Origin of the sequence: Burkholderia sp. HI4860 (assembly GCF_002223045.2) — a bacterium.
Lineage (GTDB): Bacteria > Pseudomonadota > Gammaproteobacteria > Burkholderiales > Burkholderiaceae > Burkholderia.
The window spans coordinates 2047071-2060390 of the sequence record NZ_NKFO02000001.1; the positions used below are offsets into that span (position 1 = coordinate 2047071).

Annotated in this window: 7 protein-coding genes; 6 read left to right on the forward strand and 1 reads right to left on the reverse strand. The window is 67.7% G+C overall.

The window, feature by feature from the left end; all coding sequences use genetic code 11:
- Positions 1 to 616 precede the first annotated feature (616 nt).
- On the reverse strand, positions 617 to 1615 hold the full coding sequence (locus CFB34_RS09140) for a LysR substrate-binding domain-containing protein (protein ID WP_089432519.1): 999 nt from the start codon (positions 1613 to 1615) through the stop codon (positions 617 to 619).
- A gap of 600 nt (positions 1616 to 2215) precedes the next feature.
- Here CFB34_RS09140 and CFB34_RS09145 point away from each other — a divergent pair.
- From CFB34_RS09145 to CFB34_RS09170, 6 genes are all read left to right on the forward strand, one after another.
- Positions 2216 to 3631 carry a circularly permuted type 2 ATP-grasp protein gene (locus tag CFB34_RS09145; RefSeq protein ID WP_046547558.1) on the forward strand — a complete coding sequence of 472 codons (1416 nt, stop codon included), beginning with the start codon at positions 2216 to 2218 and terminating at the stop codon, positions 3629 to 3631.
- Positions 3632 to 3695: 64 nt separating this feature from the next.
- The gene (locus CFB34_RS09150; protein WP_089427755.1) at positions 3696 to 4637 is read left to right on the forward strand and encodes an alpha-E domain-containing protein; all 942 of its coding nucleotides are present in this window, start codon (positions 3696 to 3698) and stop codon (positions 4635 to 4637) included.
- An 8-nt stretch (positions 4638 to 4645) separates the two neighbouring features.
- Positions 4646 to 5653: a transglutaminase family protein gene (locus tag CFB34_RS09155; RefSeq protein WP_089442794.1), complete on the forward strand. Its 1008-nt coding sequence runs from the start codon at positions 4646 to 4648 to the stop codon at positions 5651 to 5653.
- A gap of 96 nt (positions 5654 to 5749) precedes the next feature.
- Positions 5750 to 9163, forward strand: coding sequence for a transglutaminase family protein (locus CFB34_RS09160; protein WP_089442793.1), 3414 nt, complete (start codon positions 5750 to 5752; stop codon positions 9161 to 9163).
- 214 nt (positions 9164 to 9377) lie between these two features.
- On the forward strand, positions 9378 to 11984 hold the full coding sequence (locus CFB34_RS09165) for a circularly permuted type 2 ATP-grasp protein (RefSeq protein WP_242808639.1): 2607 nt from the start codon (positions 9378 to 9380) through the stop codon (positions 11982 to 11984).
- Positions 11978 to 13024: a transglutaminase family protein gene (locus CFB34_RS09170; RefSeq protein WP_089442791.1), complete on the forward strand. Its 1047-nt coding sequence runs from the start codon at positions 11978 to 11980 to the stop codon at positions 13022 to 13024. The genes CFB34_RS09165 and CFB34_RS09170 overlap by 7 nt, the downstream gene beginning before the upstream one ends.
- Positions 13025 to 13320 lie beyond the last annotated feature (296 nt).

Consider the following 13320-nt stretch of genomic DNA (forward strand, 5'->3'; position numbering starts at 1 on the left):
GAACCAACAACCGCGTGTGGCCTGAATGGGACGCCGTTAAATGATCCTATTTAAATAGGATAACGACGGATTTGTATGATTCTCTTAACTATGAAGAAAGTCGATATTGCCGAATATGAAAATTGCTATTCGGTAGCGATGATCCTGCACGCATTGAATCACGTCGGATGTATCGACATTCGTGCCGAAAAATAACGACTGATAAAAGGAATTTTTGCGACTGTGTCCTGGTGGAATTGATATAGATCCAGATACAGGTCGCGCAATATGAAACGCGGAAGAGGTGTTGTTGGTAGTTTAGATTGTTACAGGTAAATCGAAACTTTTAATTTGTTCTGTAACAGGTTATTTCTGTCCAGATAATCAGACGGAAAATGCCGGTGTGCGCTGTCGGATGTAAAAAGTTCATCTTTGGAATGCAAACGATTGCGATTCGTCTGATATCGATTACGCGTCCGGCACGGGCATTTTTCAGGCTAAAGCGGGATCGTCGCTTGCTACCGAAAAGCGGGTCGTGTGCGCCGGAAAGCGGCGCGGCGCGAATGGATGCGCACACCGGATTTCCGCCAACCGGACTGCGTTCGCGTCGTCCGCGGGTACGACGCGAACGCGACGATCAGCGGCTGCCGCCCGCGCTGCGCCGGGCGATGCGCATCGCCGGTGCGGCTGCGGGTTCGGCCGCGCCGGCGGCCCCGTCGACCGCCGTGCGCGGCCGGTTCATGATGTAGGTCCACAGTTGCTCGGCCGCGAGCCCGCGCTTGCGGGCCGACCGGTACAGGCGGATTTCGAGCTCGGTGATCCAGTCGCCGGAACCAGCGCACACGAGCGTGCCTTCCGCGAGTTCCTTCGCGACGCAGCTTTCCGGCAGCCAGCCGATCCCGTGCCCGGCCACGACCATGCCCTTCAACGCCTCGGACATGTGCGTCTCGAAGCAGCGGTGCAGCACGTACGGCTCGGTGGCATTCAGCAGCAGCATCTCGACGATGTTGCCGAGAAACGCGCCTGACGAATACGCGAGCAGCGGCAGCGGGGCATCGGGGGTGCCCGGCAGCTGGAACACGGGCTTGCCGCGCGCATCGGGTGTCGACACGGGCAGGATCCGTTCGACGCCGAGGCTGACGAACGGGAAGTGGTTCGGGTCGAGCACGATCGGCAGCTGCGGATGGTGATAGCCGAGCAGCAGGTCGCATTCGCCTTCGACGAGCTGCTGCACGCCCTCCGGCACGTTCACCGCGTTGACGCGCGCGGTGACGTGGCCGACCTCGCCGTTGAGCTGCTTGAGCCATTCGGGAAACAGCGTGAAGACGAGCGTATGGGCCACCGCGAAACGCACGACCTGGTCGCTGGCCGCGAACTGGTCGTAGCCGTTCACGAGATTGCGCGCCGCATACATGCTGCGCAGGATGTCGGCGGCGAGGCCGCGGAACATCTGGCCGGCTGGCGTGAGCGTGATCGGGTTGATGCTCCGGTCCACCAGCTTCGCGTCCATCCAGGTTTCGAGTGCCGCTATTCGTCTGCTGAATGCCGATTGCGTGAGGTGCCGGTTACGCGCGGCCCGGGAAAAGCTCTTGGTATCCGCCAGGCTCAGGAAATCTTCCAGCCACTTTGCTTCCATTTCGATCTTCGCTTTTTATAGTCGGGCGCTTGAAAGGCGGCGGCACCGTGTGCTGCACGAACGTTCTAGCGTACCGCGCCTCGCGCCGCTCGGCCCGATGTTTTTTTTCGATGGGTGTCAGTCGAAATATGCATGGGCGTTGTCGGCGGGATTACGGCTGCATAGCGTTGAGGTGCCGGACCCGGCTAACCGGACAGTTCATCGCGTCGAACTGCCGGTACGGCCGCAGACGGTACTTCCCCCAGGGCCGGTTGCGCCGTGCGCGTGCCGGCCCGCCTTCCCAGTCTTTCGTTCCGGTGGCCCGATGCCGGGGCGAGCCGCTTTTTGTGCAGTGCAGATTGCACATTCGTGACACGCGGGGGAACTATGTTCGACAGACGCGGCGTAGCATGAACCGTGCGCGCCGGCGACGCACCGTCGTCGCCCCTTGCGTCGGATGCTGCACCGTGATGGTGCGCAATGCCGCGCGGGCGTGCCCGGCGCGGCGCAAAAACGGGGGGATATCGAGGGGATCGCGCAAGGCACGTTCCTTGCAAAGCATTCATTACGCCGGTCCGGCATGCGCAATGCCGGGGAAAACGATCGATGGAGAAAAGATCGATGAAGCCATTCGATGAAATGCTGCAATCCGGCGACATGGTAAGGGCGCCCTACGCGCGCCTGAAGCAGTGGCTCGACACGCAGAATCCCGCGAGCCTCGCCCAGAAGGCCTACGACGCGGAAGGCGTGTTCCGCAAGACGGGCATCACGTTCGCCGTCTATGGCGACGCGGAGGCCGCCGAGCGGCTGATTCCGTTCGACATCGTCCCGCGCATCATCTCGGGCGCCGAATGGAGCCGGCTGTCGCTCGGCATCGAGCAGCGCGTGATGGCGCTCAACGCGTTCCTCGACGACATCTACCACCGCCAGGAAATCGTCCGCGCGGGCATCGTGCCGAAGCACCTGATCGCGCACAACGAAGCGTTCATCCCGGAGATGATCGATTTCCGGCCGCCCGGCAACGTTTACACGCACATCATCGGCGTGGACATCGTGCGCACCGGCGAGAACGAATTCTACGTGCTGGAAGACAACGCGCGCACGCCGTCCGGCGTGTCGTACATGCTGGAAAACCGCGAGACGATGATGCAGCTCTTCCCGGAGCTGTTCCAGCAGGTGAAGGTGCGCCCGGTCGAGACCTATCCGCAGATGCTGCGCCAGTCGCTCGCGGCCGTGTGCCCGCCGGGCGGCAATGCCGACAACCCGACCGTCGCCGTGCTCACGCCCGGCATCCACAATTCCGCGTACTACGAACATTCGTTCCTCGCCGACCAGATGGGCGTGCATCTCGTCGAGGGCAGCGACCTGCAGGTGATCGACGGCCGCGTCGCGATGCGCACGACCGAAGGCTTCCAGCCGATCGACGTGCTGTATCGCCGCGTCGACGACGCGTTCCTCGATCCGCTCACGTTCCGCCCCGATTCGGTGCTCGGCGTCGCGGGGATCATGGACGTGTACCGCGCGGGCAACATCACGATCGCGAACGCGCCCGGCACCGGCATCGCCGACGACAAGGCGATCTACTCGTACATGCCGGAGATCGTCGAGTTCTACACGGGCCGCAAGGCGCTGCTGGAGAACGTGCCGACCTGGCGCTGCGGCGAAGCCGACAGCCTGAAATACGTGCTCGACCATCTCGACGAACTGGTCGTGAAGGAAGTGCACGGCTCGGGCGGCTACGGGATGCTGGTCGGGCCGTGCGCATCGAAAGCCGAGCTCGAAGCCTTTGCCGCGAAGCTGCGCGCGCGCCCCGCGAACTACATCGCGCAGCCGACGCTCGCGCTGTCCACGACGCCGATCCTGACCGAAGCCGGCCTCGCGCCGCGCCACGTCGACCTGCGGCCGTTCGTGCTGGTGTCGGACCGGATCCGCATCACGCCGGGCGGACTGACGCGCGTCGCGCTGAAGGAGGGATCGCTCGTCGTCAACTCGAGCCAGGGCGGCGGCACCAAGGACACCTGGGTGCTGGCCGACTGAGCCGGACGCGACCGCGCGCCCCGCGACCGGGGCGCCAACCGAACGAAGACGGAGTGGACACGAGATGCTTCTGGGACGTACTGCAAGCGGTCTCTACTGGATGTACCGCTATATCGAGCGCGCGGAGAACATCGCGCGCATCGTCGATGCCGGGCTGCGGATGGCGCTCACGCGCACGTCCGACGCGCCGGCCGAATGGTCGTCGGTGCTCGTCAGCTCGGGCACGGACGACGGCTACCGGCAGAAATACGACGCGTATGCGGCCGATACCGTGACCGACTACCTGCTGCGCGACCGCGACAACCCGTCGAGCGTGCTGTCGTGCATCGACGCCGCGCGCTCGAACGCGCGGATGGTGCGCACGGCGCTCACCCGCGAGGCATGGGAGAGCGTGAACGGCGCGTGGCTCGCGCTGCGCCGCGCGCTCGCGCAGCCGGTGCCGGAGAGCGAACTGCCGGCCGTGCTCGACCAGGTGAAGCGCGAAACCGCGCTGATCCTCGGCAGCTTCTACAGCACGATGCTGCGCAACGAGATCTTCGATTTCGCGCAGATCGGCGCGTTCGTCGAGCGCGCCGACAACACCGCGCGGATCATCGACGTGAAATACCACCTGCTGCTGCCGTCGGTGTCGCACGTCGGCACGATCCTCGACAACTACCAGTGGGAGACGATCCTGCGCTGCGTCGCCGCGCACCGTTCGTACCGCTGGGTGTACGACGTGCAATACAAGCCGATGAACATCGCCGACTACCTGATCCTGAACGGCCGCATGCCGCGTTCGCTGCGTTATTGCTACGGGCGCGTCGTGTCGAGCCTGAACCTGCTCGCAAAGGATTACGGTGTGACACACCCGTGTCACGACACGGCCACGAAGATCCTGCAAATGCTGTCCGACACCTCGGTCGAGCGGATCTTCAAGAGCGGCCTGCACGAGTTCCTGACCGACTTCATCGGCCGCAACAACAGCCTCGGGCTCGAAATCGCCCAGGCTTACAACTTCGACTGAGACTTGCCATGCGACTCGCCATCCGACACATCTCGCGTTATCAGTTCGACGATCAAGCCACCCATGCGCTGCAACGGCTGCGGCTGCGCCCGCAGTCGGGCCCCGGGCAGACGGTGCGCGCGTGGCAGGTCACGATCGACGGCGTCGAGCCGTCGCTGTCCTATGCCGACGGGCTCGGCAACCGGATCGACCTCGTGCGGCACGACCGCGGCGCGAAGGCCGAGATCGTCGTCGTCGCGGCCGGCGTCGTCGAGACGCAGGACCGCGCGGGCATACTCGGCCATCCTGAAGGTTATGCACCGCCGTGGATCTTCGAACGCGAAACGGCGCTGACGAAGGCCGGCGACACCGTGCGCGCGCTGGCGCAAGCGCTGCCGATCGAGCCGCACAGCCTCGACGCGCTGCACTGGCTGATGACGGAAGTGCACGACCGCATCGCGTATGCGCCGAACCTGGCCGCCGACGCTCCGGTCGACGCGGAAACCGCATTGCAAAGCGGCGAGGGCACGAGCCGCGACCATGCGCATGCGTTCATCGCGGCCGCGCGCGTGCTGAAGATTCCCGCGCGCTACATTTCGGGTTACGTGCTGGCGGACAGCGCGATGCAGCGCATCGCCGACGCGAAGCAGAACGCGGGCGACGTCGAGGAGGAAGAAGCGCTCGCGCTGCAGAGCGGCGAGGGCATGCAGCAGGTGCTCGGTGCATCGCATGCCGCGCAGTCGCAGTCGCAGTCTCAGTCCCAGTCGCAATCGCAGGGGATGCCGCAGCCGGCGCACGGCGCGCAGTCGCAGGCGGCCGGGCTGACGCAGCAGCCCGCTGGCCATGCGTGGGCCGAGGCGTATGTGGAGGGGCTCGGCTGGGTCGGGTTCGATCCGTTCATGAATCGCTGCCCGGACGAGCGCTACGTGCGCATCGCGGTCGGCCTCGACTATCGCGACGCGCAGCCGGTGACGGGGCTCGGCGCGACGGCCGTCGGTGTCGAGATCAGCGTCGTGCAGACGCCCGAGCTCGTCTGACCTCGCGCACGTTTTCGCCGAATCCGCCAGGCCGGGGTGCCGCGTCGCATCGAGCGCGACGCGGCGCGCGGCCGGCCCAACCCGAACCGAGCTCCCATGTCCATCCACGTCGCGCTGCATCACACCACCCGCTATCGCTACGACCGGCTCGTCAATCTCGGCCCGCAGGTCGTGCGCCTGCGGCCCGCGCCGCACTGCCGGACGCCGATCCTCGCGTATTCGATGACGGTCGAGCCCGCGCAGCACTTCATCAACTGGCAGCAGGACCCGTTCTCGAACTATCTCGCGCGGCTCGTGTTTCCGGAGCGCACCGAGCACTTCGAGATCACGATCGATCTCGTCGCCGAGATGTCGGTGTACAACCCGTTCGACTTCTTCCTCGAAGCCAGCGCGGAGCAATACCCGTTCAGCTATGACGACGCGCTGAAGACCGAGCTCGCACCGTATCTCGTGTGCGATCCGCAGACGAGCGCGTCGCCGCTGTTCCGCGCGTATCTCGACGGCGTCGACCGCACGCCGGCCGGCACCGTGAACTTCCTTGTCGCGCTGAACCAGCAACTGCAGCGCGACATCGGCTATCTCGTGCGGATGGAGCCGGGCGTGCAGACGCCGGAGCAGACGCTCGAACTGGCCTCGGGCTCGTGCCGCGACAGCGCATGGCTGCTCGTGCAGCTGTGCCGTCATCTCGGCATCGCCGCGCGCTTCGTGTCGGGCTACCTGATCCAGCTCACGCCCGACGTGAAGTCGCTCGACGGCCCGAGCGGCACGTCGGTCGACTTCACCGACCTGCACGCATGGTGCGAGGTCTACCTGCCGGGCGCCGGCTGGATCGGCTTCGACCCGACCTCGGGCCTGCTCGCCGGCGAAGGCCACATTCCGCTGGCGTGCACGCCGCAGCCGACCAGCGCCGCGCCGGTCGAGGGGCTGATCGACGAGTGCGAGGTGTCGTTCGAGCACGAGATGACCGTGACGCGCGTGTACGAATCGCCGCGCGTGACGAAGCCGTACACGGAATCGCAATGGGATGGCGTGCTGGCGCTCGGCACGCAGGTCGACGGCGCGCTGGCGGCCGGCGACGTGCGGCTCACGCAGGGCGGCGAGCCGACCTTCGTGTCGATCGACGATCGCGACGGCGCCGAATGGAACACCGACGCGCTCGGCCCGACCAAGCGCGGCTATGCGACCGAACTCGTGCAGCGGCTGCGCGCCGAATATGGCGACGGCGGCTTCCTGCATTTCGGGCAGGGCAAGTGGTACCCGGGCGAGCAACTGCCGCGCTGGGCGCTGTCGATCTTCTGGCGTGCCGACGGCCAGCCCGTGTGGCACGATCCGTCGCTGTTCGCCGACGAGCGCGAGCCGTCCGCCTATACGACCGACGACGCGAAGCGCTTCATCGACGCGCTCGCCGCGCGGCTGAACCTGACCGGCGAATTCATCCGGCCCGGCTACGAGGACGTGTGGTACTACCTGTGGCGCGAGCGCCGGCTGCCGGTCAACGTCGACCCGTTCGACTCGCGTCTCGACGACGAGCTCGAACGCGCGCGGTTGCGCAAGGTCTTCGAGCAGCAACTCGACAGCGTGGTTGGCTACGTGCTGCCGGTCAAGCGTACGGAAGCCGCGCCCGGCCTCGACGGCCCGCGCTGGCAGACGGGCCCGTGGTTCTTCCGCGACGAGCGGATGTACCTCGTGCCCGGCGATTCTCCGATGGGCTATCGGCTGCCGCTCGATTCGCTGCCGTGGGCGAGCCGCGCCGACTATCCGTATCTCGTCGAGCGCGACCCGTTCGCGCCGCGTGACGCGCTGCCGGATGCCGCCGCGATCCGCGCGCGCTACGCGGGGCCGGCCGATGCGCCGCGCTACCTGTCCGGCGTGCATCGCGAGGCATCCGCGCAGACCGTGATGCAGTGGCGCGACGACGGCACGGCCGGCAACGGCCGGCCGGCCGCGCGCGACCCGGGTCGCCAGCCCGAGCGCTTCGAATCGGCTGCATGGATCACGCGCACCGCGCTGTGCGTCGAAGTGCGCAACGGCATCCTGTACCTGTTCATGCCGCCGCTTGCCGCGCTCGAGGATTATCTCGAGCTGCTCGGTGCGATCGAGCTGACCGCGCACGCGCTGGGCGTGAAGCTCGTGCTGGAAGGCTATCCGCCGCCGCGCGACGCGCGGCTGAAGCTGTTGCAGGTGACGCCCGATCCCGGCGTGATCGAGGTGAACATCCATCCGGCCGGCAACTTCGACGAGCTCGTCGATCACACCGAATTCCTATACGACGCCGCGTGGCAATCGCGGCTGTGCAGCGAGAAGTTCATGGTCGACGGCCGCCACGTCGGCACGGGCGGCGGCAACCACTTCGTGCTCGGCGGCGCGACGCCGGCCGACAGCCCGTTCCTGCGCCGCCCGGACCTGCTCGCGAGCCTGATCGCGTACTGGCACAACCATCCGTCGCTGTCGTACCTGTTCTCCGGGCTCTTCATCGGGCCGACGAGCCAGGCGCCGCGCGTCGACGAAGCGCGCAACGACCAGCTCTACGAACTCGACATCGCGTTCGCCGAGATCCAGCGCAACAAGCTGCTGTTCGGGCAGGACATGCCGCCGTGGCTCGTCGACCGTGTGCTGCGCAACCTGCTGATCGACGTGACCGGCAACACGCACCGCAGCGAGTTCTGCATCGACAAGCTGTATTCGCCGGATTCGTCGACCGGCCGGCTCGGCCTGCTCGAACTGCGCGCGTTCGAGATGCCGCCGCATGCGCGGATGAGCATCGTGCAGCAATTGCTGTTGCGCGCGCTGGTCGCGCGTTTCTGGGCCGCGCCGTACACGACGCCGCTCACGCGCTGGGGCACCGCGCTGCATGACCGCTTCATGCTGCCCGCGTTTCTGCAGATGGATTTCGACGACGTGCTGACCGAACTGCGCGACGCCGGTTTCGCGTTCGATCCGGCATGGTTCGCGCCGCACTTCGAATTCCGCTTCCCGCTGTTCGGCCAGATCGCGGTGAACGGGATGCAGCTGTCGCTGCGCGGCGCGCTGGAGCCGTGGCACGTGATGGGCGAGGAGGGCGCGCCCGGCGGCACGGTGCGCTACGTCGATTCGTCGGTCGAACGGCTCGAAGTGCGCGTGACGGGGCTGAACGACAACCGGCACGTCGTGACGGTCAACGGCCGCGCGCTGCCGCTGCAGCCGACCGGCACCGTCGGCGAATACGTCGCGGGCGTGCGCTACAAGGCGTGGTCGCCGCCGTCCGCGCTGCATCCGACCCTCGGCGTGCACGCGCCGCTCACGTTCGACATCGTCGATACGTGGCTGCAGCGCTCGCTCGGCGGTTGCCGCTACCACGTCGCGCATCCGGGCGGGCGCAACTACGCGACGTTCCCGGTCAATGCGTACGAGGCCGAGAGCCGCCGGCTCGCGCGCTTCGTCGAGATGGGGCATACGCCGGGGCGGATGGATGTCGCGGCTGCCGCGCCGAGCCGTGAATTCCCGTTCACGCTCGACCTGCGGCGGCCGTGACCGGACGATGACGACGCGGATGACGATGCGCGGTTCGCGATACCCGGCGGTTTCGGTCGCTGGCGGCCGTGCCGGAATGCTAGGATGCGGGCAGATTGCGGACGCGCGCCGCAGCCCGCTGCCCGGGTGGCGGCGCGCGTGCGCGGCCGCGCCCTGACGACGGAACGACATCGTGCCGCCCATTGACACCGATCATCTCGCCGCCCTCGACGCGATGCCCACGCTTTTCGATACCGGCGCGCAGCCGGATGCCGCCGAACTGGCCGCCGCGCTCGCGGCGCCGGCTGCTGCCGGCCGCTACGACGAACTGCGCGGCAGCGCGGCCGGCCTGAACGCGCCGGCGCTGGCGCCCGCGTGGCGCAGCTTCTTCACGTCGATCGGCAGCGACGGCGTGGCCGACCTCGATCGCCGCGCCGACGCGCTGCACCGGCGCATGCGCGAGAACGGCCTGTTCTATCAACTGCACGAGCAGCGCGCCGGCGACGGCGCGGCCGGCCCGTGGTCGCTCGACCTGCTGCCGATGATCGTCACGCCCGAGGACTGGGTCGCGATCGAGCGCGGCGTGCTGCAGCGCGTGCGGTTGCTCAACGCGACACTGGCCGACCTGTACGGGCCGCAGACGATCCTCGAGCGCGGGCTGCTGCCGCCCGCACTCGTCACCGGGCATCCCGGCTACCTGCGCGCGATGCGCGGTGCGCGCGTGCCGGGCGATACCTGGCTGCACGTCGTCGCGTTCGACCTCGCGCGCGGCCCGGACGGGCAATGGCGGATCGTCGCGCAGCACACGCAGGGCGCGGCCGGCCTCGGCTACCTCCTCGAAAACCGCCTGATCGTGTCGCGGCTCTTTCCGCGCGGGTTTCGCGGGCTGCGCGTGCAGCGGCTCGCGTCGGCATACCGCGCGTTGCTGCAGAGCATGCAGGCGCTCAGCCCGACCCGAAAGAATTCGCGGATCGTGCTGCTCACACCGGGCCCGCACAGCGCGACGTATTTCGAGCACGCGTATCTTGCGCGCTACCTCGGCCTCACGCTCGTCGAAGGCGGCGACCTGACCGCACGCGACAACCGCGTCTTCCTGAAGACGCTGGCCGGGCTCGAGCCGGTGCACGGCATCCTGCGGCGCGTCGACGACGCGTGGCTCGATCCGCTCGAACTGCGGCCCGATTCGATGCTCGGCGTGCCGGGGCTGCTGCAGGCGGTGCGCGCGGGCAACGTGCTGCTCGCGAACGCGCCGGGCTCGGGCTTCCTCGAATCGCCGGCGATGCTCGGCTTCATGCCGCGTCTCGCGGAAGCGCTGCTCGGCGAAACGCTGACGCTGCCGGCCGTGCATTCGTGGTGGTGCGGCGAGGCGGCCGCGTGCGACGACGCGCTGCCGCAGCTCGCGCGCGGCATCGTCAAGGCCTCCTATCCACCGGACGTGCAGGCCGGCGGTCCGTTCGAGCCGGTGATCGGCGCGCGGCTCACGCAGGCGCAGCTGGCCGAGTGGCGCGCGCGGATTCTCGCGCGACCCGAGCACTACACGGTGCAGGCCGACCTGCCGCTGTCGCAGGCGCCGACCTGGCCGGGCCACGACGCACCCGACAGCAACGGCGGTGCGCGTATCGTGCCGAAGCCGATGCTGCTGCGCGTGTTCGCGCTCGCCGACGGCGCGCAGCGCTGGCGGCTCCTGCCCGGCGGGCTGTCGCGGGTCGGCACGCGCGACACGCTGTTCAACGCGCCGATGCCGCGCGGCGGCAGTACCGTCGATACGTGGGTGATGACCGAAGGCATCGTCGATTCGACGACGCTGCTCCAGACGCACCTCGGCCCCGACGACCTCGTCGAGCGCCCGCGCGCGATCGCGAGCCGCGCGGCCGAGAACCTGTTCTGGCTCGGCCGCTATACCGAGCGCGCGACCAACCTGATGCGCCTCGCGCGCGCCGCGCTCGAACGGCTGCGCGGCGAGGACGACGTCGACAGCCCCGCACACCTGGAACTGCTCGACACGCTGTGCCGCGAGACGGGCCTGATCGCGGCCGACGCGCCGAACGCCGTCGATGCGCCGCGTGCGTTCCAGCACACGCTCGCGACGTCGCTGACGCGCGGCGCGGATCGCACGTCGGGCATTGCGTCGTGCCTGTTCGGGATGCGGGGCGCGGCCGCCGCGATCCGCGAGCGACTGTCGAGCGATCAGTGGCGGCTGATCGACGACGCGACCCAGCTGTTCGCCGACAGCGCGGGCCTGCCGGAAGCCGAGGAGCAGATCGGCAACGAGGCGCTGCAGTTGCTGGAGCGCCTCGGCCTGCTGCTCGGCGCGATCACGGGTGCGCAGACCGACAACATGACGCGCGACGACGGCTGGCGACTGCTGTCGATCGGTCGGCAGATCGACCGGCTGGACTTCCTGTGCAGCGTGCTGAAGGCGGCCTTCGACGAAGGCGCGGTGCACCGGCAGGACGGCTTCGAGCTCGTGCTGGAACTGTTCGACAGCACGATCACGTTCCGTTCGCGGTTCCAGCGCGGCTTCGACGTCGCGCCGCTGCTGTCGCTCGTCGTGCTCGATACCGACAATCCGCGCTCGCTCGGCTGGGTCGTGCAGGCGCTGCGCGGCCGGCTGACGAAGGTCGAGCGCAGCGAAGGCTATGCGTTGTCCGAGCTGGCCGAGACGATTCCCGACGTCCCCGCATGGTCGCTGCACGAGCTGTGCGAGACCGCCGACGGCGGCCGGCACGACAAGCTGCTCGAAGCGCTCGACACGACGGTGAAGGCGGTATGGGAATTGTCGAACCGGATCGGTGAGCGCTATTTCAGCCACGTGCGCGAGGCGGGCAGGACGTTATGGTGACGACGAAAAGCGCGGCGAAAGCGCCGCACGGTTCCGGCACGGCGCGGAACGCATCGGCACCGCCATCGGCGTCGGCCGCAAAGGCCGACGTTGCACCCGGCCGGTTGCTGCGCGTCACGCACGATACCGAATACCGTTACGCGGCGCGCGTCGAATCGGCGCAGCACCAGGCACGCCTGCAGCCGCTCGTCACGCCGCGCCAGCAGGTGCTGTCGTTCGCGCTCGACATCGACCCCGCGCCGGAATCGGTCGGAACCGAAATCGACGCATTCGGCAACGCGCGCGCGTCGTTTGCGTTGAACCAGCCGCACGATGCGCTGCTCGTGCGCAGCCGCAGCACGGTACGCGTGACGCCGCCGGTGTGGTCGCGCGGGGCGCGCGGCGAGCCGCCGCCCGCCATCGCGAAACCCGACGCGAAACAGGCGATGGCGTGGGAAGCGGTGCGCGACCGCTTGCGGTTCCGCGCGGGGCAGCCCTACGACGCGGCGAGCGAATTCGTGTTCACGTCGCCGCATGTCATGTGCGATCCCGAACTCGCCGCGTATGCGGCTGCGAGCTTCACGCCGCAACGGCCGCTCGTGCAGGCCGCGTGGGAGCTGATGCGGCGCGTGCATGCCGATTTTGCGTATACGCCGAACAGCACCGACATCACGACATCGGCGCTCGACGCGCTGCGCTTGCGCAAGGGCGTGTGCCAGGATTTCGCGCACGTGATGATCGGCGCGCTGCGCTCGCTCGGGCTGGCCGCGCGTTACGTAAGCGGCTACCTGCTCACGCAGCCGCCGCCCGGGCAGCCGAGGCTGATCGGCGCCGACGCGTCGCATGCATGGGTCGAGGTGTACGACCCGGCATGGCCCGAGGATAACGGCTGGCTGCAGCTCGACCCGACCAACGATCGCGCGCCGGGTGACGACTACGTGATGCTGTCGATCGGCCGCGACTATGCGGACGTGACGCCGCTGCGCGGCGTGATTCGCGGCGGTGGCGCGGATCAGGAGCTGAAGGTCGGTGTGACGGTGGAGCCGCTCGATGTCGTTTGACGCGGGTCCGCTGTGCGCGCCGGTCGCTTGTCGCCCGCTGCGGGCAGGAGCATACGGCCATGACGGTGGAACCGAACGGAAGAAGCACTGCGGTTCGGTAAAGGCTTCGTACGTGACCGTCAGACATGACCGGAAAGTTGCGCGTCATGCCGGTCAACTTAATCAGACGAGTTCAATTCTGTAGGAAAAGAGAAAACTGCACTTGTGCGCTGGTGCGCGGATTTCCGATGATCCGCATCTGCGTTCACGTCACGTCAGCTTGAATGACTGGCGGCGGAACGGCAGAACAACACCAA